At 70.3% G+C, this 23401-nt stretch carries 21 protein-coding genes; 10 read left to right on the forward strand and 11 right to left on the reverse strand.

The features are described 5' to 3' along the window. Window positions 1–96: 96 nt before the first annotated feature. From KBC94_RS23810 to KBC94_RS23845, 8 genes are all read right to left on the reverse strand, one after another. A complete protein-coding gene (locus KBC94_RS23810; RefSeq protein ID WP_294376161.1) occupies window positions 97–1065 on the reverse strand; it encodes a tripartite tricarboxylate transporter substrate binding protein in 969 nt (322 codons plus the stop codon). Window positions 1066–1204: 139 nt separating this feature from the next. Further along, window positions 1205–1924: a nitroreductase gene (locus tag KBC94_RS23815; RefSeq protein WP_294376163.1), complete on the reverse strand. Its 720-nt coding sequence runs from the start codon at window positions 1922–1924 to the stop codon at window positions 1205–1207. Window positions 1925–1960: 36 nt separating this feature from the next. Further along, window positions 1961–2416 (reverse strand): OB-fold domain-containing protein, encoded by a 456-nt coding sequence (locus tag KBC94_RS23820; protein ID WP_294376164.1) that lies wholly within the window; start codon window positions 2414–2416, stop codon window positions 1961–1963. Beyond that, the gene (locus KBC94_RS23825; RefSeq protein WP_294376166.1) at window positions 2413–3636 is read right to left on the reverse strand and encodes an acetyl-CoA acetyltransferase; all 1224 of its coding nucleotides are present in this window, start codon (window positions 3634–3636) and stop codon (window positions 2413–2415) included. The genes KBC94_RS23820 and KBC94_RS23825 overlap by 4 nt, the downstream gene beginning before the upstream one ends. Window positions 3637–3647: 11 nt before the next feature. Then, a complete protein-coding gene (locus KBC94_RS23830) occupies window positions 3648–4625 on the reverse strand; it encodes a tripartite tricarboxylate transporter substrate binding protein (RefSeq protein WP_294376169.1) in 978 nt (325 codons plus the stop codon). After that, window positions 4622–5428: a FadR/GntR family transcriptional regulator gene (locus KBC94_RS23835; RefSeq protein WP_294376173.1), complete on the reverse strand. Its 807-nt coding sequence runs from the start codon at window positions 5426–5428 to the stop codon at window positions 4622–4624. The genes KBC94_RS23830 and KBC94_RS23835 overlap by 4 nt, the downstream gene beginning before the upstream one ends. A 9-nt stretch (window positions 5429–5437) precedes the next feature. Then, window positions 5438–6754, reverse strand: coding sequence for a Rieske 2Fe-2S domain-containing protein (locus KBC94_RS23840; RefSeq protein ID WP_294376177.1), 1317 nt, complete (start codon window positions 6752–6754; stop codon window positions 5438–5440). 158 nt (window positions 6755–6912) lie between these two features. Next, window positions 6913–8610 carry an FAD-dependent oxidoreductase gene (locus KBC94_RS23845; protein WP_294376180.1) on the reverse strand — a complete coding sequence of 566 codons (1698 nt, stop codon included), beginning with the start codon at window positions 8608–8610 and terminating at the stop codon, window positions 6913–6915. A 94-nt stretch (window positions 8611–8704) separates the two neighbouring features. Here KBC94_RS23845 and KBC94_RS23850 point away from each other — a divergent pair, with 94 nt between their 5' ends. The 10 genes from KBC94_RS23850 to KBC94_RS23895 all read left to right on the forward strand — a co-directional run bounded on the left by KBC94_RS23850 (window position 8705) and on the right by KBC94_RS23895 (window position 19616). Next, the gene (locus KBC94_RS23850; protein ID WP_294376183.1) at window positions 8705–9961 is read left to right on the forward strand and encodes a CoA transferase; all 1257 of its coding nucleotides are present in this window, start codon (window positions 8705–8707) and stop codon (window positions 9959–9961) included. Between the two features lie 58 nt (window positions 9962–10019). Beyond that, window positions 10020–11213: a thiolase family protein gene (locus KBC94_RS23855; RefSeq protein ID WP_294376185.1), complete on the forward strand. Its 1194-nt coding sequence runs from the start codon at window positions 10020–10022 to the stop codon at window positions 11211–11213. Beyond that, entirely contained in the window at window positions 11210–11641 is a 432-nt protein-coding gene (locus KBC94_RS23860) for a Zn-ribbon domain-containing OB-fold protein (RefSeq protein WP_294376189.1), read from the forward strand. The genes KBC94_RS23855 and KBC94_RS23860 overlap by 4 nt, the downstream gene beginning before the upstream one ends. A gap of 49 nt (window positions 11642–11690) precedes the next feature. Further along, a complete protein-coding gene (locus tag KBC94_RS23865; RefSeq protein WP_294376191.1) occupies window positions 11691–12851 on the forward strand; it encodes an acyl-CoA dehydrogenase family protein in 1161 nt (386 codons plus the stop codon). 151 nt (window positions 12852–13002) lie between these two features. Further along, window positions 13003–14166 (forward strand): acyl-CoA dehydrogenase family protein, encoded by a 1164-nt coding sequence (locus KBC94_RS23870; protein ID WP_294376194.1) that lies wholly within the window; start codon window positions 13003–13005, stop codon window positions 14164–14166. 13 nt (window positions 14167–14179) lie between these two features. Continuing rightward, window positions 14180–15316 carry an acyl-CoA dehydrogenase family protein gene (locus tag KBC94_RS23875; protein WP_294376196.1) on the forward strand — a complete coding sequence of 379 codons (1137 nt, stop codon included), beginning with the start codon at window positions 14180–14182 and terminating at the stop codon, window positions 15314–15316. Between the two features lie 60 nt (window positions 15317–15376). After that, window positions 15377–16906, forward strand: a complete 1530-nt coding sequence (locus tag KBC94_RS23880) for an acyl-CoA synthetase (RefSeq protein WP_294376199.1) — start codon at window positions 15377–15379, stop codon at window positions 16904–16906. Next, a complete protein-coding gene (locus KBC94_RS23885) occupies window positions 16906–17931 on the forward strand; it encodes a phosphotransferase family protein (RefSeq protein ID WP_294376202.1) in 1026 nt (341 codons plus the stop codon). The genes KBC94_RS23880 and KBC94_RS23885 overlap by 1 nt, the downstream gene beginning before the upstream one ends. Then, a complete protein-coding gene (locus tag KBC94_RS23890; RefSeq protein ID WP_294376205.1) occupies window positions 17928–18359 on the forward strand; it encodes a DUF6285 domain-containing protein in 432 nt (143 codons plus the stop codon). Before KBC94_RS23885 ends, KBC94_RS23890 begins: the two co-directional genes overlap by 4 nt. Window positions 18360–18650: 291 nt before the next feature. Then, window positions 18651–19616 (forward strand): tripartite tricarboxylate transporter substrate binding protein, encoded by a 966-nt coding sequence (locus KBC94_RS23895; protein ID WP_294376206.1) that lies wholly within the window; start codon window positions 18651–18653, stop codon window positions 19614–19616. A 69-nt stretch (window positions 19617–19685) separates the two neighbouring features. Here the strand turns inward: KBC94_RS23895 and KBC94_RS23900 are convergent, their stop codons facing one another. The 3 genes from KBC94_RS23900 to KBC94_RS23910 are packed head-to-tail and all read right to left on the reverse strand — an operon-like array spanning window position 19686 to window position 23334. Continuing rightward, window positions 19686–20573 carry a crotonase/enoyl-CoA hydratase family protein gene (locus KBC94_RS23900; protein ID WP_294376208.1) on the reverse strand — a complete coding sequence of 296 codons (888 nt, stop codon included), beginning with the start codon at window positions 20571–20573 and terminating at the stop codon, window positions 19686–19688. Further along, window positions 20573–22363, reverse strand: coding sequence for an FAD-dependent oxidoreductase (locus tag KBC94_RS23905; RefSeq protein ID WP_294376209.1), 1791 nt, complete (start codon window positions 22361–22363; stop codon window positions 20573–20575). Before KBC94_RS23905 ends, KBC94_RS23900 begins: the two co-directional genes overlap by 1 nt. After that, window positions 22360–23334, reverse strand: coding sequence for a tripartite tricarboxylate transporter substrate binding protein (locus KBC94_RS23910; RefSeq protein WP_294376211.1), 975 nt, complete (start codon window positions 23332–23334; stop codon window positions 22360–22362). Before KBC94_RS23910 ends, KBC94_RS23905 begins: the two co-directional genes overlap by 4 nt. Window positions 23335–23401: the final 67 nt, after the last annotated feature.

The raw sequence follows: 23401 nt of genomic DNA on the forward strand, positions 1-23401 counted from the left end.
AGCATGGCGGCGGATGCTAGGAGTCCGCCGTGAATCCTTCCTGACCGTGCGTTTCAGACGCCGTTCAGGCTGGCCGGCGCGGGCCGGCCGCCGCGCTCACTCTTCCTTCATGCCGGTGGCCTTGACCACCGCACCCAGGCGGGCCCGCTCCTCGTCGACGAACTTGACGAAGCTGGTGCGCGTGCCGCCGATGGGCTCAATGCCCATGCCCTTGAGGCGTTGCACGGTGGCCGGGTCCTTCATGGCCTTGTCCACGGCCTCGGCCATCTTGTCGAGGATGGCCGGCGGCGTGCCGGCCGGCGCATGGACGCCGGCCCAGTGGGCGATGCGGATGTCCTTGAAGCCCAGCTCCACGGCGGTGGGCAGCTCGGGATAGGCCGAGATGCGCTGCGTCCAGGTGGTGGCCAGGGCCTTGAGCTTGCCGGCCTTGACGTAAGGCAGCACCACGATGCTGGCCTCCGACGTCGCGTCGACCTGGCCGCTGAGCACGGCGGTGATCGACTCGGAGCCGCTCTTGTAGGGAACCACGTCGAGTTTGGCGCCGTAGTTCTTTTCCAGCAGGCCTTCGACGAAGTGCGGCGTGCTGCCCGTGCCGGCGGTGGCGAAGTGCAGGCCCTGGCCCTGCTTGGACTTGTTCACGAAGTCGGTCAGGTCCTTGTAGGGCGAGTTGGCGGGCGCCACGATCACCGAGGGTGCCAGGCCGATCATGGCCACCGGCACCAGGTCGCTGTCCTTGTAGGGCACCTTGCGGATCATGCTGTTGGAGACCACGCCCGCAGCGCTGATGAGGAAGGTGTAGCCGTCGGGCGCGCTCTTGGCGACCACATCGGTGCCCAGCACGGCCCCGGCGCCGGGCTTGTTGTCCACCACCACCGGCTGGCCCAGCGCCTTGGAGACGCCGTCGGCCGCCGCGCGGCCCATCAGGTCGTTGGCGCCGCCAGCGGAGAAGGGCACGACGAAGTGGATCGGCTTGGTGGGCCATTGCTGCGCCGAGGCGCCGGCGGCCAGCAGGCCGGTGGAGAGGGCGACGAGCAGCGCACGGCGGCGCGAAGGGGCGAGAGTCATGGCGAGGGTCCTGTCTGTCTAGGTGTTGGAATGCTTCAGGAACCGGCCGGAGGCCGGGCCGGGATCATGCCACCCGGCCCACGCCCTGCCATGAGGGGAGACCGCAGCACAAGGCGCCCTGGCCTGTGCCCGCAGGCGCTCAGCTTTCTACCCAGGTCAGCACTTCGTCCAGGCCCGCGCGCGTGGTGCGGAAGCCGTTGGCCGGATGCGCTTCGTCCGCAAAGCCGAAGGAGATGCCGCAGACCACGCGCCGATCGGCCGCCAGGCCCAGCTGCGCGCGCAGCACGTCCGCGCGCGAGGCCAGCGCCGCCTGCGGTACGGTGGCCACGCCCAGGCTGGTGGCGGCCAGCATGAAATTGGAGACGAAGGCGCCGCAGTCCACCGCGCCGTACACGCCCAGCGCCTCGTCGCTGGTCACGATGGCCACATGCGGTGCGCCGAAGAAGCGGAAGTTCTCCAGCGCCTGCCGGGCCGAGGCCTCGCGGTCGCCCTTGGCGACACCGACGGCGTCGTACAGCGCCAGGCCGCACTCGCGGCGCCGTGCCTGGTAGACGCCGTGGTACTCGCGCGGCCAGGGAAAGTCGGGCTGGGGCGGTTGGGTCTGCGCCGCGAGCAGCGCCTCGCGCAGGCGCCCGGTGGCCGCACCGCGGGTGACGACCACCTGCCAGGGCTGGGCGTTGCACCACGAGGCGGTGCGCTGGGCCAGCTGCAGGATGCGTTCGATGGTGGCTTGGGGCACCTCCTGCGGCAGGAAGCCGCGGCAGCTGTAGCGTTGGTCGAGCAGGGCCTGGAGGGCCAGGGCGGGCTCGGCGGCGGCGGGCGCAGGCTCGCCACGAGTGGAGGCTGGGTCGATGGGCATGGAGAGATGTTGCAGTGAAGGGGCAGGGTTCGGTGGCTACCGCTCGCACAGCCGCCAGTGCAGCAGCGAGAACGCAGGTTGCGCGTCGCGATGGTGCGCGAAAACGCCCTGCACCGCAGCACCGATGGCGACATCCTGCATCGGGTCACCCAGCAGGTTGCCCACCATGCGCACGCCGCCAGCGTGCGGCAGCGCGACCAGCACCACGCGATAGGGGCCGTGCCCGCGCAGGGCCGCGTGCGCCGGATGCCACACCCGCGTCCAGCTGTGGATGACGCCTTGCGGCGGCACCTCGGTCCACGCCGGGTCGAAGGCATGGCAGTGGTGGCAGATCCATTCGGGGCCGAACTGCCACGTGCCGCAGTGCGTGCAGCGCTGCACGCGCAGCCGCTCTTCGCACAGACCCTGCCAGTACGGGGCCGAGAGGCCGTCCGGCTCCGACACGGGAATCGGTAGGCCGGCGGGCAGCGGCGGGATCGAGGTCTCGCTCACAGCGTGGCCTCCGATCCCAACAGAAGGTTGCTCACCGGCGAGACCATGGGCGCCCCGATCACCAGCGCGGCATCGCGCCGCGGTGCCTGGCTGGTGGAGGTGCCGCGCACCTGCCGCACGGCCTCCAGCACCAGTTCGAGGCCGTGCATGTAGCACTCGGCCAGGTTGCCGCCGCTGGTGTTCAGGGGCAGCCGGCCGTGGGGGCTCACGAGGTTGTCGAGCGTAAGGAAGTCGTTGGCCTCCTCGGGCCGGAAGAAGCCGTGCTCCGCCAGCGCCATGACCACGCCGCCGGTGAAGTTCTCATAGCTTTGCACCGAGCCCACGTCCGAGGGCCCAAGGCCGGCCATGCGCCACAGCTCTTCGGCGACGGCGGCGTAGCCGGCGCTGCCGTAATCGGGGGCGTTGTGGGCCGTGGCGGCGGCGCGCTGCGGTGCGCCGGCCGCAGCGCCGAGCAGGTAGACCGGCTCGGCCGCGAAGTCGCGTGCGCGCTCTGCCGCGACCAGCACCAGCGCCGCGGCGCCGTCGTTCTCCATGCAGCAGTCGAAGAGATGGAAGGGTTCGGTGATCCAGCGCGAGGCGTCGTACCGGGCGGCATCCAGCGGCCGCCCGTGCATCAGCGCGCGCGGATTGGCCTGCGCGTGGTGGTAGCAGGCCAGGGCGATGGCGCGCAGCGCCGCCTGCTGCACGCCGTGCTCGTGCATGAAGCGCTGCACCCGCATGGCGAAGCGCTGCGGCGGGGCCAGCACGCCGTAGGGCATCAGGTAGGCCTTCTCGCCCGAGATGGTCGACACGCCCGACACCTGGCCGAAGCGCCCGTGCTCGCCCTGGGCCAGGGCCCGGAAGACGACCACGCAGTCGGCCATGCCGGCCGTGATGGCGGCGGCGGCATTGGCCACCGCGGCGCAGCAGCCGCCACCGCCGCCGCCCCACTGCATCGTGGCCGAGCGCAGGCGGTGGATGCCCAGGGCCGTCGCAAGCCGCGAGGCGTCGTTGCGGTCGTCGCCATACGAGGCGAAGCCGTCGATGTCCCGCGGGTCCAGACCGGCGTCCTGGCAGGCGGCCAGGATGGCCTTGAGGGCCAGCTTGAATTCGGGGTCGGGCGACTGGCCATGGCGCCAGTAGCCGCCTTCGCCGATGCCGATGACCGCCACCTGCCCGCGCAGCGTGCGGGTGGCGCGCGCCGCAACGGTGGCGCCGGCCCGGCGCGTGTGCGCTTGCATGGGGGTGCCGCTCACATCTGGATGTTGGCCTTGCGCACCACCGGGCCCCACTGCGCCGCCTCCTTGCGGATCAGTTGCTCCAGCTGCTCGGGCGTGCTGCTGCGCGCCTCCACCTTGCGCTCGGCGAACAGGCGCCGCACCTCGGGTCGTTCCACCGCCGCCCGCACGGCCGCGTTCAGCCGCGCCGCCACGTCGTCGGGGATGTTCCGTGGGGCCAGTACCCCGAACCAGGCCACGCTCTCGAAGCCGGGAACGACCTCGGCGATGGGCGGCAGCTCGGGCACCGCCTCGCTGCGCTGCGTGGTGCCCACGGCCAGGTAGCGCACGCGGCCCGAGGCCAGCAGCGTCGCGCCATCCAGGCCCGTGACGAAGGCTGCCTGGATCTGCCCACCGACGAAGGCGGTGGTCATGGGCGCGCCGCCGTTGTAGGGAACGTGCTGCATCTGCGTGCCTGCCAGCTCGTTGAAGTAGGCGCCGGTGAGGTGCGACAGCGATCCGTTGCCCACCGAGCCGAAGTTGAGCGCCGGGCCCTCCTTGTGCGCGTAGGCGATGAAGTCCTTCAGCGTGCGTGCCGGGCTGTCGGTGGGCACGGCCAGGATCATGGGCGTGATCGCCACGGTGGAGATCGGCCGCAGGTCCTTGAGCTCGTCATAGGGCACCTTGCGCATGAGCGAGACGATGGCATTGGGTCCGCTGTTGCCGAACACCAGCGTGTAGCCGTCCGGCGCTGCCTTGGCGACGCTGTCCACGCCGATGGTGCCGCCGGCGCCGGGCTTGTTGTCGACGATCACCGGCTGGCCCAGGAACTCGCTCATCGGCTGCTGGATGGCCCGCGCCAGCTGGTCGGTGCTGCCCCCGGCGGCATAGGGCACGACGATGCGGATCGGCTTGCTGGGATAGGACTGCGCGAAGGCCGCCCCGACGACGAGCAGGCTGATGGCGGCCAGGGCTGCGCGGCGGCTGAATCGGCTGGAAGGGGCGAGGGTCATGGGGCGTCTCCGGAATGTTCTTGGGATGAAGGGGCCGGCGCGGCATCGGCCAGCCGGTCGGTCCAGTAGCGTCGGGCACGCTGCATGTGGCGCAGGATCAGGGCCTGGGCCTCGGGTGCGCTGCGCGCGCGCAGGTGGCTCAGCATCTGGCGGTGGTCCTGCTCCGAGGCCTGGCCCTGCGCCAGGTCATGGAACAGGGCCTCGCGCCGCAATGCGGTGAAACGGTAGAAGGCATTGAGCACGCGCACGAGCACCGAGTTGTGCGTGGCTTCCACCAGGGCGAGGTGGAACTCGCTGTCGGCCTCGGCGATGTTGCCGCCACCCGCCAGGATCCCGCGGGTGCGGGCCAGGATGCCTTCCATGCGCTGCAGGTCGTCCTCGGTGCGGCGCTCGCAGGCCAGGCCGGCGGCCAGCAGTTCGAGATGGGCGCGCACCTCCATCGTCTCGGCCACCTCGGTGGGCGTGGGCGTGGCGCCCATGTCGGCCAGCATCACCAGCGCCTCGAAGCTGCTGTCGCGGCCCATGTGGCGCAGGTAGACGCCCGAGTTGGGGCGGCAGTCCACCACCCGCAGCGTGCCGAGGATGGCCAGGGCCTCGCGCACCGCATTGCGCCCCACGGCCAGGTTCTCCGCCAGGTCGCGTTCCGAGGGCAGGCGGTCGCCCGGCTGCAGCCTGCGCTCGCGCAGATAGGCCAGCACGCCGGAGATTACCGTGCCGATCTGACCGCTGCTCTCGCGCGGGCGAGCTGGCGGCTGGACGAAACCCGCGCGCATGTCGACGGCGGCGGTGCTGAGATGCGGCACGAGGACGCCTCAGGGTGCGTAGCCGAAGTCCTTGCCCAGCTCGGCGCGCATGTGCTCGCCTCCCAGTTCCATCCAGTCGCCGCCGCTCGGGATGGTGATGGACACGGCCCGCTTCATGAAGAGCCCGGGTTCTGAAGCCGACACCGGCGGCGTGCCGGCCTTCAGCTGGCGCACGGCCTCCAGCAGCACGCGCCGCGTGCGCGCGATGCCGCTGTCGCTGGTGCCCAGGTGCTCCTGGGTGCGGTCGTAGATGGGCTGGACCCCGGACTGGCAGGCTGCGTCCTGGATCCACAGGCCGGGCATGCCCGAGTTGTACTTGCTGACCTGCTGCGCGTAGTCGAAGTGGTAGGCGTTGCCGCGGTTGAAGCGGCTCCAATAGGTGTGGTATGGCTCCGTCACCGCACGCTTCTCGTAGGCGCCGTCGGAGTGGTGGCCGGTCTCGCGGCCCGCATGGCCGTTCTTGAAGACCTGACGCGTCTTCTCGTAGAAGGGCTGGGCCGGGGTGTACGAGAACATCACGCACAGCGTGTGCTCGTCGTCGATCGGCACCCAGGCATGGCCGCTCAGGTCCGGGAACTGCGCCTGCGGCGGCACCAGCGTCCAGAAGGGCAGCATGAACTGGTTGACGCGCACGTAGTTCTGGCCGTCCGGCGTCTTGCGGCGGGAGGCGATGCTCACGCCGGCATCGTGCTGCACGCATTCGAAGGTGGGCGTGAGGTCGGCGCCCTGCTTCCACTGGTTGATGGTGCCGCCAACATCGACGCGGCCATGCAGGATGGCGGCATGGGCGGAGTCGATCTCGCCTTCGAGGGCCTGCAGCCAGTTGCACTCCTGCACACGCATGGAGATGGCCACCTGCGTTTCGGGCACCATGTTCCATTCCACGGCGGGCAGCTCCGGCGGGTTCTCCTGGTCGGGGCCCATGTAGGCCCACAGCATGCCGTTGCGCTCGCGCACCGCATAGGCGGTCACGCGCATGCGCTTGCACATCGGACTGCCGGCCGGCTCGACGGGAATGTCGAGGCAGCGGCCGTCCACGCCGAACTTCCAGCCGTGGTAGACGCAGCGCAGCCCGTCGGCCTCGTTGCGGCCGAAGACCAGCGGTGCGCCGCGGTGCGGGCAGGCCTGCGCCACGAGGCCTACACGGCCGCTGCTGTCGCGGAAGGCGACGAGGTCCTCGCCCAGCAGCCGCACCCGGTACGGCTGGCCGTCCGGCGCGACGTCCGAGGACTTGAGGAAAGGAATCCAGTACAGCCGCATGAACTGCCCCATGGGTGCCTGGGGGCCGACACGGACGAGGGTTTCGTTGTCTTCTCGGGAAAGCATGGGATTCGTGGGCCGGCAGTATGCGGCAAGTTGATTGGTTGGGCCAAAGTGGTAGAACCAATTCTATGAAGCTCGCACATCACGTCAAGCACCCCGGCATGGGTTGCGCGCGGAAAGACGAGTGCGATGCGCCGCCGTGGCCTGGCGCGGATCCCGGATCAGGGGATGTCGCCGCGGGCCATTGCGCTTGCATGCAGCGCGATGCGGTAGGCCTGCGCCATGCCGGGGCCGAGCGTCGTGCCGGGTCCGGGATAGTGGCCCCGCATCAATGAGGCCGCATCGTTGCCGCAGGCATAGAGCCCCTCAATGGGGCGGCCATGCGCGTCGAGCACGCGACCCTGGGCGTCGGTGGCCAGTCCGGCACTCGATGCTGCGTCCCCGGGCCAGACCGCTATGGCGGCGTAGGGGCCCGGGCCGACAGGCCCGACGCAGGGGTTCGGCGCATGGCCGGGGTCGCCGTTGAAACGGTCGAACACCGATTCGCCCTTGTGGAAATCCGGATCCCTGCCGAGGCGGGCCCAATGGTCGTAGCGCTGCACGGTGTCGGCCAGCGCGGCGGCCGGCAGTTCCAGCGATCGCGCGAGGTCGTCGAGTGTCGGAGCCACCACCAGCGTGCGGCGCTCCACCCAGGGCCGCAGGTCGCGCGTGCCCGGCGCGATGGCGCCCAACCCATGGCGCCGGATAAAGGCGGTACTGCACACCAGCCAGGCCGGCACGGCGCCAGCGCGCACCATGCCCTCGACGAAATGGTGGTACGAGGCCGCCTCGTCCACGAAGCGACGGCCCTGCCGGTCCACGGCGATCAGGCCGGGCTTGGCGCGATCCAGGAACAGGTGGGGAAAGAGCCCGGTCGATCCGTCCTTGCGATGCACCACCGATGACGGCTGCCAGAGGAAGGGCCGCTCCAGGCCCGCCAGCGCAGCGCCTGCCGCGCGGGCAGCGCCCAGGCCATCGCCACGCACCGCCTCGGCGGCCAGCGCGAGCATGGTCGGCCCGTGCGGGGCGAGGAAATGCCGCAGCGCCGCGTCGTGGCCCACGCCGCCCGTGGCCAGCACCACGCCCAGACGTGCGCGAAGCACCTGGGTCCGACCCAGCGCTTCCACGCTCGCACCCATCACGCGCCCATCTTCGACCTCGAGGCCGCGCAGCCGCGCGCCGAAGCGCAACTCGACGCCGGCCAGACGCAGGCTGTGGAGCAGGCGCCCCACGAGCGCGTTGCCCATCACCCATCGGGCTCCGCGCGGATGGCGGACGCGCTCGCGGGCGTGGCGCAGCACCAGCCGTGCGCTGTGGACGAATGCCTGCCACGAGCGATAGCGGCCGACCAGCGCCGCGATGTCGGCCTTGCCGACCATCATGCCGCCCAACACCATGAACTCGGCCAGGGGTGGGCGCACGCGGCCGAAGTCGGCGCCCAGCAGCCGCCCATCGAAGGGCAGGGGAGAGACTGCCCGGCCCCGCACCGCGGCGCCGGGCAGGTGTGGGAGGTAGTCCGGATGCATGCCGGCACTGGCGAACCTGACCGCCGTGCGCGCCTCGAGGTACGCCAGCATCGCAGGCCCGCTCGAGAGAAAGGCCTCGCGCCGGCCATCGTGGTCGGGCTCGCCGATCAGTGCGTCGAGGTAGGTGCGTGCGGCGTCGACCGTGTCGCCATGGCCCGCGGCGACGCCATGCTGATTGCCCGGGATCCACAGCGTGCCGGCCGAGGTGCCGGTGGTGCCGCCCACCTGCTGGGTGGCCTCGCACAGCACCACGCGCAAACCCTCCAGCGCGGCGACGAGCGCGGCCGTCATGCCTGCGGCGCCGGCGCCGATCACCAGCAGGTCCGCTTCCGTCTCAGGGATGTCCAGGGTCATTTGCCGCTTACCTCGCGTTGACGTTGTGCAAGAATGGTAGAACCATAGACATTTTCGAGGACGGACAGTGTTCGATCAAGCAAGAATCAACGCCTTGCCCGAGCAGCCGGTGCCCGCATCGCGCACGCCGCAGGCGCTCGAGGGCATCCGGGTGGTGGACTTCACGCACTTCGTGGCCGGGCCGCTGGCCACCATGACGCTGGCCGACTTCGGTGCCGACGTCATCAAGATCGAGGCGCCGGTCAAGGGCGAGGACTTCCGCTACTACCCGCCCATGGATCCGGAGTTGCCCGCCCAGGGCGCGCCCTACATCTGGACCAACCGCAACAAGCGCAGCATCGGCGTGGACCTCAAGTCGGAGGCCGGCCGCGAGGTCGTACGCGCGCTCATCGAGACCGCGGATGTGCTGGTGGAGAACTTCTCCACTGGCGTGATGGAGCGCTTCGGCTTCGACTATGAGCGCTGCGCGCAGATGAACCCGAAGCTCATCTACTGCTCGGTGTCGGCCTATGGCCGCTCCGGCCCCCATGCGGACCGGCTGGGCTTCGACCCCATCGCGCAGGCCGAGAGCGGCTTCATCTCGATGAACGGCTATGCCGACCGCCAGGGCGTGCGCAGTGGCGCCGCGGTGATGGACGTGGCCACCGCCATGTCCGCGACCAACGCGATCCTGCTGGCGCTGATGGCCCGCACCCGCGACGGCAAGGGCCAGTTCGTGGAGGTGGCCCTGTTCGACACGGCCGTGCTGATGACCGGCTTCGGCGCCATGCAGCACCTGACCACCGGCTATGAGCCGCAGCGCAACGGCAACACCAGTCCGGACACCTGCCCGTCGGGCGTCTTCCAGTGCCAGGACATGCCCTTCTACATCAACTGTGGCAACGACGGCATCTTCGTGCGGCTGTTCGAGCAGGTGCTGGAGCGGCCCGACATCGCCCACGACCCCGTACTGTCCAAGCGCGCCAATCGGCTGCAGCAGCGCGAGTACCTGTTCGACATCATTCAGGCCGAGTTCGGCAAGCATCCCTGGCGCCACTGGCAGCCGCGGCTGCGCGCGGCGGGCGTGCCCTCGGGCGAAGTGCGCACGCTGGCGCAGGCCCTGGCCTCGGAGGAGGCGCGCGACCGCCAGCTGGTCACGCGCATCCCGCATCCAGTCAAGGGATGGGTGCCCAACGTGGCAACGCCGCTGCGGCTGTCGCGCACGCCAGCCGTGGTGGAGCGGGCGGCACCAGCCGTGGGTGCGGACACCGAGGCTGTGCTGGCGGACGCGCTGGGCCTGGACGAGGAACGCATCGAGGCGCTGCGCGCGGCCGGCGCCTTCGGCGCACCCGAATTGGTGGCCCAGCCATGAACGCACCGGTCCAGGCACGAGTGCGAATCCCCGGGCGCCCCGCGCGGAGGGCCGCCCAGTGAGCCGCGCCGTCGCCATCGTCGGCGCGAGCGCCATTCCGGTCGGTCGTCACCAGACTGCCGACGACGCGGTGCTGCAGACGCTGGAGCACGAGATCATGACCCGGCTGGTGGTCGAGGCCGTGCGCGACGCTGGCGTCGACAAGCAGGACATCCAGAGCCTGGTCTTCACGCTGCCGCGGCCCTACACGCGGCAGAAGTACTTCCATACCTTCCTGATGGGCCAGCTGCGGCTGGCCTGCCGCGGGAACGTGATGGAGGTGATGGGCAACGGCATGACGGCCGCCCTGGCCTTCGACCAGGCGTGCAACGACATCCTGCTGGGCCGGGCCAATGTGGCGCTGGCCCTGGGCATCAACATGGAAAGCGCGGTGTCCGCCACCGAGCACATGATGAGCAGCATGCGCACCACCGGCGACGTGGACTTCCACACCTCCGCCGGCTTCACGCCCATTGCCTGGTACGCCATGGACGCCATGCGCTACATGCACGAGCATGGCGCGACGCGCGAGCAGATCGCGGCGGTGGCGGTCAAGAACCGGCACCATGCCTCGCTCAACCCGCTGGCCCAGTTCCGCAAGCCGATCACGCTGGACGAGGTGGTCGCGCAGCGGCCCATCGTCGAGCCGCTGGGGCTGTACGAGGTGCCGCCGCGCGGTGACGGGGCCGCCTGTCTGGTGCTGGCCAGCGAAGACGTGGCCAAGTCGCTGGGCCGGCCCTACGTGCTCGTGCGCGGCCGCGGCTTCTGCCACGACGGCTCGCACCAGATCAGCGACGTGCCCAATGACATGATCGGCTTCACGGCGGCGCGCCAGGCCGCGCGGGACGCGTATCGGCAGGCGGGCATCGGTCCGGAGCAGCTCGATCTGGCCGAACTCTATGCCCCCTGCACCATCGTGGAGGTGCTGGTGAGCGAGGCCATCGGCCTGCTGCCACGCGGCCAGGGTGCGCGGGCGGCGGCCGAAGGCCAGACGCGGCTCGGCGGGCGCATTCCCATCTCGACTTCAGGTGGCCTCACCTCCCGCGGGCATCCGGCCTATGTGACCTCGCTCTACAACTATGTCGAACTGGCCGAACAGCTGCGCGGCCGGGCCGGCGAGCGGCAGGTGAAGAACGCGCGCTTCGGCCTGGCCACGGGCGAACTGGGTAACTACAACGCCGCACTCATCCATGTCATGGAGGCCGTGCAATGACGCAGCCGCTGCCCCAACTCCCCGTCGCCGAGGACCGGGCCTATCCGCCGCGGGCATCGGCGTTCACGAGCACCTTCTGGCAGGCGCTGCGCGAAGGCCGCTGGACGAGCACACGCTGCAAGTCCTGCGCACGCCAGACCTTTCCGCCCAAGCCGGTGTGCCCGCACTGCTGGTCCACGGACGTCGAGTGGAGCCCGCTGGGGCGCACCGGCACGCTCTATTCGTGGACGCGCATCCATGCGGCGCCTGCGGTGTTCGCGCCCGAAGCGCCTTATGCCTGCGGCATCGTCGATCTCGACGACGGCCTGCGCCTGGCCTGCCGCCTGGTCGAGGACCCCCAGCGACCGCTGGCCATCGGCCAGACCGTGGAGATGGTGGTGCTGCAGTACTGGGACGGTCCGCTGTTCGCCGCGCGGCCGCTGGGCTGAGCACGGCCTTCACCTTCAACCCGATTCGATACACAGGAGAAAGAAAGCCATGAGCTTGTTCAACACCACCGGCCTCACCGACGACCAGCGCATGATGCGCGAGGGCGTGCTCGACCTGCTGGGCCGCCATCTGCCCTGGGAGAAGATCCGCAAGATGGACGAGGCGCGCGAGTTCCCGCTCGAGGCCTACGAGGCGCTGGCCGATGCCGGCTACATCGGCCTCTTCTATCCGGAAGAGCTGGGCGGCACCGGCGGCTCCTACCGCGACATCGCCATCTTCCTGGAGGCCATGGGCTACCACTACACCGGCATCGCCCAGGCCATCACCACCTCGGCCGTGTATGCGGGCATGCACATCGCCAAGTTCGGCAGTCCCGAGATGAAGAAGGACCTGGTGCCCCGCATCATCGCGGGCAAGGCCAAGCTGGCGCTGTGCATGTCGGAGCCCGGCACCGGCTCCGACGTGGCCGGCGTCAAGACCTTCGCGCAGCGCGAGGGCGACGACTACATCCTCAACGGCAACAAGGTGTGGATCACCTGCGGCCATGTGGCGGATTACTTCGTCGTCATCACCCGCACCGACCGCGATGGCGCCAACCGGCACCAGGGCATCAGTACCTTGCTGGTCGATGCCAAGACGCCCGGCGTGACGGTGCGGCCACTTCAGATGCTGGGCCGCCGCACTTCGCACGCCAACGAGGTGTTCTTCGAGAACGTGCGCGTGCCGGCGCAGAACCTGTTCGGCGGCGAAGGCCGGGCCTGGAAGAACATCATGAGCTGCCTGGGCCTGGAGCGGCTGGGCCTGGCCGCCATCTCGGCCGGTCATTGCTTCAAGATCACCGAATACGCCCGCGACTATGCCAAGGACCGCGTGCAGTTCGGCCAGCCCATCTCGCAATTCCAGGTGATCCAGCACAAGCTGGCCGACATGCTGATCCTGTCGGAGACGGCGCGCCAGATGGTGTACCGCGCGGCCGATGTGCTCGACTCCGGAACACCCGCGGTGACCGAAGCCTCCATCGCCAAGATCGTCGCCACCGACAACAACTTCAAGTGCGCCGACATCGGCATGCAGATCATGGGCGGCGCGGGCTACTCCATGGAATACGACATGCAGATGTTCTTCCGCGACTCGCGCGTGGGCCCCATCGGCGGCGGCACCAACGAAATCCAGCGCAACATCCTGGCCAAGCAGATGGATTTGGGCTGATCCGGCCTCAGTCATGCAGCAGGGGGCGCAAGCCCCTTTTTTCATGAATGGCCAGACCGTCGAAGTCTGGCCATCGTTGCTCATTGATATTGGTTCAACCATAATAATAGCGCCGCCCGGTTTTCGAGGCTGGAGACACCAAGAGGACGAGATGGACCTGGAATTCACACCGGCGCAGCGCGCCTTCCGTGCCGAGGTACGGGCCTTCATTGAAGAGCGTCTGCCGGCGGACATCCGCGCGCGTCTGCGCGCCGGGCATCCGCCGCGCAAGCAGGACACCGTGGCGTGGCAGCGCATCCTCAATGAGCGCGGCTGGGCGGCGCCGCATTGGCCGGCGCGCTATGGCGGCGCCGAGCTGGGGCAGATGGAGCGCCTGATCCTCATGGACGAGCTCTACCGCGCGCCAGCACCGCTACCGCAGGTGTTCAACCTCACCATGCTCGGCCCGGTGCTGATGAAGTTCGGCACGCCGGCGCAGTGCGACCACTTTCTGCCGCGGCTCGCCAACCTCGACCTGTGGTTCTGCCAGGGCTTCTCGGAGCCGGGCGCCGGCTCGGACCTGGCCTCGCTGCGCACCCGCGCCGAGCGCCGGGGCGAGCACTATGTGGTCAACGGGCAGAAGATCTGGACCACCACTGCCCACCTCGCGGACTGGGTGTTCGCGCTGGTACGCACCGACCCCGAGGCCCGCAAGCAGGCCGGCATCTCCTTCCTGCTGATCGACCTGAAGTCACCGGGCATCACCATCCGCCCCATCCAATCCATCGACGGCGGCCACCATCTCAACGAGGTGTTCTTCGACGACGTGCAGGTGCCCGTGGCCAACCTGGTGGGCGAGGAGAACAAGGGCTGGGACTGCGCCAAGTTCCTGCTCGGCAACGAACGCACCGGCATCGCCAACGTCGGGCTGTGCCGCGAGCGGCTGGACCTTGCACGCCACATGGCAGCCCAGGCGCTGCCGCAAGGTGGGCGGCTGATCGACGATGCCGGGCTGCGCGCCGAGATGGCGGCACTCGATGCGGAGATCCGTGCACTCGAGCTGACCAACTACCGCTTCCTGCTCACCCCCGCCGAGCAGCAGGCGCTGCCGGCCTTCGCGTCGGTGCTCAAGCTCAAGGGCGTGGCTTTGCAGCAGGCGGTGAATGCGCTGCTGGCGCGGCTCGCCGGCCCGGCCGGCCTGGAGCAGCGCGAGGGCGACGAGGAACTCGTGCACGGCCCGCTGGTGCCGCGCTACTTCTACTCGCGCGCCGCCAGCATCTACGGCGGCACCAGCGAAGTGCAGAAGGACATTCTGGCCAAGGCCATCCTGGGATGAGGCAGGGAACCCGATGAATTTCGAACTCGACGATGAACAACGCGCGCTGCAGGACAGCCTGACGCGCCTGATGGCCGAGCGCTACGGCTTCGAGCAGCGCCGTACCCATGCCGCCAGCGAGGACGGGCAGGACCCGCAAACCTGGCAGCATCTGGCCGAGCTGGGTGTCACTGCGTTGGCGGTGCCGTCGGCCCACGGCGGCTTCGACGGTGGCGCCCGCGCCCTGCTGCCGGTGATGCAGGCCCTGGGTGGGGCCCTGTGCCTGGAGCCGCTGCTGCCCCAGGTGCTGGCTGCGACGGCGCTGCGACTGGGCGCCGATGAGGCGCTGTGCGCGGAGCTGCTGCCCGCCCTTGCCGACGGCAGCGCCTGCATCGCGTGGGCCCATGACGAAATCGCCGGCCGCCACGCGCCCTGCTGGATCGAGACCCGCGCCACGCGCCGCGTTGGAGCGTGGGTGCTCGATGGCGCCAAGGCCCATGTGCTCGGCGCGGCCTCGGCCGGCCACGTCATCATCAGTGCCCGCACCGACGGCAGCGCGGACAGCCCGGCCGGGCGCGCCCTCTTCCTCGTCGATGCCGGTGCCCCCGGGCTGCAATGGCGCACCTACCGCATGGTGGACGACACGCCGGCCGCCGAACTGCGGCTGGCGGCCGTGCCGGCCCGTCCCCTGACCGATCCCTCCGATGGCGATGCGGGCGGCCGTGCCATCGACGGTGCGGTCGCCATGGGCATCGCGCTGGCCTGCGCCGACATGCTGGGCGCGGCGGAGACCGCCAACCGGCTCGCGGTCGACTACCTTCACACCCGCAAGCAGTTCGGCCGGGCCATCGGCGAGAACCAGGCGCTGCGTCATCGGGTGGCCGAGATGCGCGTGGATCTCGAGATGGCCCGCAGCATGGCCATGGCCGCCGCCGTCGCGGTCGACCTTCCCGAAGGCGACGAGGCGGCCCTCGACCTGCACCGTGCCAAGCTGTGCGTCGGCCGCCATGCGCGCGAGGTGGCGCATGGCGCCATCCAGCTGCACGGCGGCATCGGCATGACCGAGGAATACGCCGTCGGCCACTGCCTGCGTCGCATCCACGTGATGGACCAGCTGTTCGGCGACAGCGGTGCCCATGCGTCGCGCCTCGCGACCGCGCTGGCGGCGTGACGGGCGCCGATGACCGGTCCCGAAAGAAACATCAGAGACAACGAGCAGAGCAAGACGGCCATGAACGAAGCCATGATCTATCTGGATGACCAGGGCGTGCCCCGGTCGCAGGTGCAATTGCAGGCCCGGCGCGCAGCCACCGGCATGGCCGAGCTGGGCGTTGCCGAGGGCGACTGCGTGGCGCTGCTGCTGCGCAACGACTTCGCCTTCTTCGAGGTGCAGCAGGCGGCGGCCGCCATCGGTGCCTACGCGGTTCCGCTGAACTGGCACGGCAAGACTGAGGAGCTGCTCTACGTGCTGGAGGACGCCCGCCCCAAGGTGCTGGTGGCCCATGCGGACCTGCTGGCGCCGCTGCGCGGCCGGCTGCCGGCAGGGCTCGTCGTGCGCGTGGTGCCCACGCCGCCGCAGGTGCTGGCGCGCTACGGCATCGACGACGCGCAGGCCCAACCCGCGCCGGACGACGTGCTCTGGCCGCAATGGTGCGAGCGCTTCGCGCCCTGGGATGCGCCGCCGCGGCCGAGCCGGGCCACCATGATCTACACCTCGGGCACCACCGGGCATCCCAAGGGCGTGCGGCGCCATCCCTCCACGCCTGAGCAGGCGCAGGCCTACCGGGAGATCATCGAGCGCGTGTACGGCCTCGTGCCCGGCGTGCGGGCGCTGATCACCGGCCCGCTGTACCACGCCTCGCCCAATGCCTACGGCCGCCAGGCCTTCGGTGCGGCCGAGCTGCTGGTGGTGCAGTCCAAGTTCGACGCCGAGGAAACCCTGGCGCTGATCGCCCGGCACCGGATCACCCATGCGGTGATGGTGCCCACCATGTTCGTGCGCCTGCTCAAGCTGCCGGCCGAGGTGCGCGCGCGCTACGACGTGGGCTCGCTGCAGTGGGTCACGCACACCGGCGCGCCGTGCCCGCGTGAAGTCAAGCAGGCGCTGATGGACTGGTGGGGGCCGGTGGTCTACGAGACCTACGGCGGCACCGAGGTGGGCACGGCCACGCTGTCCACGCCGCAGGACTGGCTGGCGCACCCCGGCTCGGTCGGCACCCCCACGCCGGGTACCCGCGTCGCCTTCTATGGCGAGGACGGCCGGCCGGTGCCTGAGGGCGAGATCGGCGAGATCTACATGCGCGTGTCCGCCTATCCCGACTTCACCTACCTCAACAACGACGCCAAGCGCAGCAGCGTGGAGCGTGACGGCCTGATCAGCGTGGGCGACGTCGGCTATCTCAAGGACGGCCGGCTGTACCTGTGCGACCGCCGCTCGGACATGGTGATCTTCGGCGGCACCAACGTGTATCCCGCGGAGATCGAGATGGTGCTGGCCCAGTGCCCGGGGGTGCGCGACTGCGCCGTCTTCGGCATTCCGGACGAGGACTTCGGCGAGTCGCTGGCTGCGGCCGTGGAGCGCGAGCCCGGCGCGCAGCTCGCGGAGGCGGACATCCGCCACTACCTGGAGGCCCGCCTGGCCCGCTACAAGGTGCCGCGCCGCATCGACTTCCATGCCGCCCTGCCGCGCGAGGACAGCGGCAAGATCTTCAAGCGCCGGCTGCGCGATCCCTTCTGGCAGAACACCGGCCGGCAGATCTGATGGCCGCGTTGCCGAGCGACGAAGTCGCGGCCGCGCTGGGCCGCGTGCTGGCACGCCGCTCCGGTTCGACCGGCGAGGTGCGCGGCCTGCAGCGGCTGACGGCCGGCGGGACCAAGGCCACCTGGTCCTTCGACTGGGCCGTGCCGGGCGCGCCGCCGCAGCCGCAGCCGCTGATCCTGCAGCAGACGCCCCCACTCGGTGCCGCCGCCGGCCAGGTGCCCAAGCTGAGCGGCCCGCAGGAGGCGGCGCTGATGCAGGCCGCGCGTGCCGCTGGTACGCCCGCGCCCGTGGTGGAGGCGGTGCTCGCGCCGGAGGACGGCCTGGGCGAGGGCTACGTCACCCGCCGCGTGGCCGGCGAGACGCTGGGCCGCCGCATCCTGCGCGGCGAGGCCTTCGCCGCTGCCCGCACCCGCATGGCGGGCCAGTGCGGCGAGATCCTCGCCACGATCCATCGCACGCCCCTCGGCGGGCTGACCTTCCTGCAGGCCTTCACCCCGGCGCAGGAGCTGGCGGCCTACCGCGCCCTGCTCGATGGCTGCGGCGTGCGCCATGCCGCGCTCGACCATGCCATGGCCTGGATCGGCCGCCATCTGCCGCCGCCGGTGGCGCCGGCGCTGGTGCATGCCGACTTCCGCACCGGCAACCTCGTCGTCGGGCCGGACGGTGTGCGCTGTGTGCTGGACTGGGAGATCGCCCGCATCGGCGATCCCATGCAGGACCTGGGCGTGCTGTGCATGCGCACCTGGCGCTTTGGCGGCCTGGGCGAAGTGGGCGGCTTCGGCGCGCGCGAGGCGCTCTATGCCGCCTATGAGTCGGCTTCCGGGCAGCCCGTCGATCCGCAGCGGGTGCGCTTCTGGGAGGCGTTCGCCAACCTCAAGTGGGCCATCGCCTGTGCCCGTCGCGGCAGCCAGAAGCGGCCCGACGGCCGCCCCGCCAGCCTGGAACTGGCCGCCATCGGCCGCCGCATGGAGGAGCCGCTGTGGGACTTTCTGAACCTGGTCGCGCCGCTGGAGATGGCGCCGTGAGTGCTCCCTCCGCAGGCAAGGCCGAAGACCGCCCCGTGTCCACACGGGTGCCGCCCGCCGAAGTGCTGCTCGACGCGGCAGCCGACTACCTCGACCTGGAACTGCGGCCCTTGCTGGAGGGCTATCACGCCTTCCAGCTGCGGGTGTGCGTCAACGTGCTGCGGCTGGTGGCGCGCGAACTGCGCCTGGGTCCCGCGGCCGACGCGCGGGCGCGTGCCGGGCTGGCCGCGCTGCTCGGTGAGAGCGCGGCCGCAGAGGCGCGGGCGGACGCCCCGGCCCCGGACGACGCCCTGCGCGCCGAGATCGCCTCCGGCCGACTGCCGCTTGATTCGCCAGCGCTGCTGGCGCATCTGCGCGAAGGGCTGCGGGATGGGCTTGCCATCAACAACCCCCGCTGGGTGCAGCCGGGCGGCGACACCGGCGGCTAGGGATGCTCTTCACGAATCGAGCGGCAATTGGGCGCTGCGGATCGGGATGAGCGGCGAGGCGCAAAGCGCAGCAATAGCCCGGCTACTGCGAGCAGTTGCAACGACGCGGATCGCCCGACTCCGCAGATGCCCACGGCGCGCGCGTTCGTGAAGAGCATCCCTGGGGCCTGTCAACGCCCTGCATCCGGTGTCGGCGAAGGCGCACGGGCGCCACCTTCGCGTTATTCCCGAGCGCAACACCTCACCATCCTGATAACGTAGATGGTTCAACCAATCAAAGAGACGCACACCATGGAATTCTCCCGGCGACAGGTGCTGGCGGCCGGCCTGGCCACCCTGGGCGGCGCCGCCACCACGGCGGCCCAGGCGCAGGGCTATCCCAACAACGTCATCCGCTTCGTCATTCCGACGCCCCCGGGGGGCGGCCACGACATCATGATGCGGCTGGTGGGCCAGAAGCTCACCGAGCGGCTGGGGCAGCCGGTGATCGTGGAGTCCAAGCCCGGCGCCACCGGTGCCATCGCGGCACAGACCGTGGCCCGGGCCGCCCCCGACGGCTACACGCTGCTGCTGGCCTACAGCGCCTTTCTCAGCAACTTGTTGCTGATGTCCAAGCCGGGTTACCGGCAGGAGGACTTCAGCACCGTGGGCATGCTCGCGCTCACGCCCATCGCCCTGGGCATCAGCGAGAACCTCGCGGCCTCCACGCTGCGGCAGTATGTGGCGCTGGCCAAGACCCGGCCGGGGCAGCTCGCCTATGCCTCCTACGGGCAGGGCTCGGGCGGGCACTTCGTCGGCGAGCTGTTCAACGTGGCGGCCGGCATCGAGACCATCCATGTGCCCTACAAGGGCGAGGCGCCTGCGCTTCAGGACGTGATCGGCGGCCAGGTGCAGGCCGTGTGCGCCTCCATCGGCGGCACCAAGCGCTACCCGGGGCGCATCCGCACGCTGGCCGTGGCCTCGGCCGAGCGCTCGCCCAGCTATCCCGACGTGCCCACCTTTGCCGAACTCGGCTATCCCGGCGTGGACATGCCGGGCTGGGCGGCGCTGATGGCACCCGCCGGCACGCCCAAGGCCGTGGTGGACCTGCTCACGAAAGAGGTCAACGAGATCGTGCTGCTGCCCGACGTCAAGGCCAAGATTGCCGAGCTGGGCTTCGACTCGGTCGGCTGGGCGCCGGATCGCACGCACGCCTTCTTCAAGGCGCAGCTGGCGAGTTCGGAGAAGCTGGTGCGCTCGGGGCGCGTGAAGCTCTGAGACGAGGGGATGCGCAGGGCCCGAGGCCTTCGGGGCCTGGGGCCCTGGCGCCTGCGGGCACCGCAGACCTCACCAGCTGGGCCGCACCGTGCCGTCGCCGAAGGGTTCGTCCCGCCGGCGCGCGGCGGCCTTGAAGCCCATCGCCACAACGTCGGCATCGAAGTCTCGCTTGGCCCGGCTCAGGTGGGCGCGGCTGTCCATCTCCGCGGCCAGGCGGGCGATGGTGCCGGCGCCCGCGAGTTCCAGCGCGATGTTGACGATGCGCTTGTTGGTGGCGAGCAGCTCCGCATCGATGGTGGCGAGGCGGCGCGCAAGCGTCATCACCTCTTCTTCCAGCGCCTCGGCGGGCGCGCTGGCCACCGCCAGGCCGATGCGCGCCGCATCGGCGCCGCTGACCACATCGCCGCTCAGCAGCAGCCGCTTGGCCCATTGCGGTCCCACGTTGTAGAACCACATGTGGTTGGGCGGCGAGCCCATGGCGCGCGTGGCCGGGAAGCCGATGCGGGCGTCGTCCGCCGCGATCACCATGTCGCAGTACAGCGCCAGGTCGGTGCCACCGGCCACGCAATGGCCATGCACCTTGGCGATCACGGGCTTGTGCAGCGTGAAGGGCGTGCGCAGCAGTTCCTGGAAGCGCTCGAGCTTCCAGGCATCGTCGTCGAAGGAGCCGCTGCCGCTGCGGTAGAGGTCCGCGCCGGCCTCGCCGGCGGATTCGCTGGCATAGCGCGCGTAGGCCGACTGCATGTCGTAGCCGGCGCAGAAGTCGGGCCCCGCGCCTTCGAGCACGATGACGCGGACGGCCCGGAGGTCGTCGGCCTCCAGCAGCGCGGCACGCAGCTCGACCAGCATGTCCCACGACAGGGCGTTGCGGCGTGCCGGATGGTCGAGGGTGAGGCGCGCGACCCCGGCGTCGACCGCCATGCCGACGAAGCGTGCCTCGGTTCGCCACTTGCCCATCAGGCCACCTGCGCCGGTCGGACCACCGGAATGTCCGGCACCGGCTGCCCGCCTTGAATCGTCGCCGCGGCCTGCGTGGGCTTCAGGGCTTGGTCCGCAATGTGGTTGGCCGTGAGAAAGGCGAAGGCCATGTTGGGCCCGTGCGTGATGCCGGCCGCCGGGTAGTTGCCGCCCATCACGCTGGCGCGGTCGTTGCCGGCGGCATAGAGGCCGGGAATCGCACTGCCGTCGGGCCGCAGCACTTCGCCGGTGACGGCGGTGCTCAGGCCGTCGAAGGTGCCGAGGTCGCCCATCAGCAGCTTGATGGCATAGAAGGGCCCCTGGACGAGCGGCGCCACGCAGGGATTGGGCCCATGGTCGGGGTCGGCCAGGTAGCGGTTGAAGCTGGTGCCGCCACGATGGAAAGCCGGGTCCTCGCCGCGGGCGGCGTGCTGGTTGTAGTCGGCCACGGTGCGGACCAGACCCTCGACATCGATGCCGGCATGCCGGGCCAGTTGCTCCAGGGTACGGCCACGCAGCAGATAGCCATTGCGCAGCAGCGCGCCATGCGGGATCGGCGCCGGTTTGACATAGCCCAGGCCGTACTTGGTCAGCGCGATCTGGTCGCAGACCAGCCACATCGCCGTCTCGGGCATGCCCTCGCACGCTCGGTGCAGCGCGGCGCCGACGTCGTGGTACGAGTTGGATTCGTTGGTGAAGCGCCGGCCATTGGCCAGCACGCCGATCACGCCGGGCTTGTAGCGGTCCAGCAGGTGCGGAAACACGCCGGTCTGGCCGCCACCGAAGTCCACATGGGTGACCGGCATCCAGGCAGCGGGCTCCTTGAAGCGGATCTGCACCACCCCGCCGGCGTCTTCGGCCATCGCGCAGCCGTCGCCCGTGTTGCTTGCCGGCGTGGGCGAGAGGTGCTGGTGCCCGCGCCGCAGGTGCGGATAGGCCTGTGCGATGCGGCGGGCGTCGTGCGGAAAGCCGCCGCAGGCGAGGATCACGCCATGCCGTGCGCGCAGCGTGCGCTCGTCCCCTTCCGGTCCGGCCACCACGCCGGTGACGCGGCCGCCTTCCACCAGCAGCCGTCGCGCCGGCGTGTCGGTCAGGATGGGAATGCCCAGGTCCAGCGCCGACTGGGCCAGCCGTGCCGCCAGCGCATTGCCGCTGGTGACCTGCACGGCGCGGCGGTAGAGCAGCAGCTCCTTGAGGTGGTTGGCCAGCCGCCGCGCCACGTAGAAGAAGGAAGTGAGCGACCTGGTGGCACGGAAGAAGTGCTTCAGGTCGGCGTTGGACGAGTTGAACATCATCCCCATGAAGGTGATGCTGCGCAGCGGCGGCTTGAGCCGCGGCATGTCCTTGCCCAGGCCGCGAATGTCGTAGGGCGTGGCCAGGATCGAGCGGCCCACGTCGGCACCACCGGGCGCGGTGGGGTGGTAGTCGGGATAGAGGGTGGGCACGAACTGCATGGCCGTCTCGCGCTCCAGGAAGTCCACCATGCGCGGGCCGTTCTCGATGAAGGCGTCCACGGCGGCTGCGTTGTAGAACTGCCCGGTCTCGGCCTGCATGAAGGTACGCACCTGCTCGGCGGTGTCGGACGGGTTCTGCCGGAGGCCGTGGTGGGTCAGGGGAATCCACAGCACGCCGCCCGACAGTGCCGTGGTGCCGCCGAAGACGGGCTCCTTCTCGAGCACCACCACATCCAGCCCGCGCTTGCGGGCGGTGATGGCGGCGGTGAGGCCGGCCGCGCCGGAGCCGACGACCACCAGGTCGTGCTCGGCGGCCTCTGTGGCAAGGGTGTTCATTCCGCCTTGATGTTGAACTGGGTGACGATGTCGCGCAGCTGATCGGACTCGGTCTTCATCATCTGGGCGAAGTCGGCCGGACTGGTGGTGCGGGCCACGGCGCCGGTCGCCAGCAGCCGGGTCTTGAGCCCGTCGTCGGCCATGACCTTGCGGAAGGCGGCATTGAGCCGTTCGACCACCGCGTCGGGCGTTCCTGCCGGCGCCATGACGCCGAACCAGGCCTGGGCCTCGTAGCCGGGCACGGCGCGGTTCAGGGGTGGCGTGCCCGGTACCACGCTGGAGGGTTCCCGGGTGCCGACGCCCAGCAGCTTCAGGTTGCCCTGCTGCACCTGGCCCAGCATGGCGGAGGAGGGCGTGGTCACCAGCATCTGCACCTCGCCCGTGCGCGCCGCCATGGTGGAGGCCGCCTCGCCCTTGTAGGGAATGTGTTCGGCCTTGATGCCCGACAGCTGGATGAGGCGGGCCGTGGACAGGTGGCCGTAGGAGGCCGTGCCGGCCGAGGCGTACATGACACCCTTGGGCTGCTTGCGCGCCCAGTCGAAGAAGGACTTGGCATCGTCCGCCGGCACCGCCTTGTTGACCACCAGCACCATGGGCACCACCGAGGTCAGCGTCACGGGCCGCAAGTCCTTGAAGGCGTCGTAGCCGGCCTTGTCGTTCAGCAGCGGCGTGGTCAGCACGCCGTTGTTGGGGTAGAGCAGGGTGTAGCCGTCGGGCCGGGCGCGCGCCACCAGCTGGGCGGCGATGGCGCCCGAGGCGCCGGGGCGGTTGTCCACCACGATGGGCTGGCCCAGTTCCTTGCCCAGCGCGTCCTGGAACATGCGCACCTGGCCATCGCTGGTGCCGCCGGCCGCATAGGGCACGACGATGGTGATGGGCCGGCTCGGATAGGCCTCCTGGGCGGCGGCAAGGGCCGGCGCCGTGGCGGCGAGGGCGAGGCAGAGGATTCGGGCGGCGGTGGGGCGGTGCATGGAAGGTCTTCCTTGTGTCGGCGCTTCGGCGAGATTCAATGGTTGGGCCAATGGGATTGTGGCCCGT

This window comes from Pseudacidovorax sp. (genome assembly GCF_017991995.1).
Classification (GTDB): Bacteria; Pseudomonadota; Gammaproteobacteria; order Burkholderiales; family Burkholderiaceae_C; genus Xenophilus.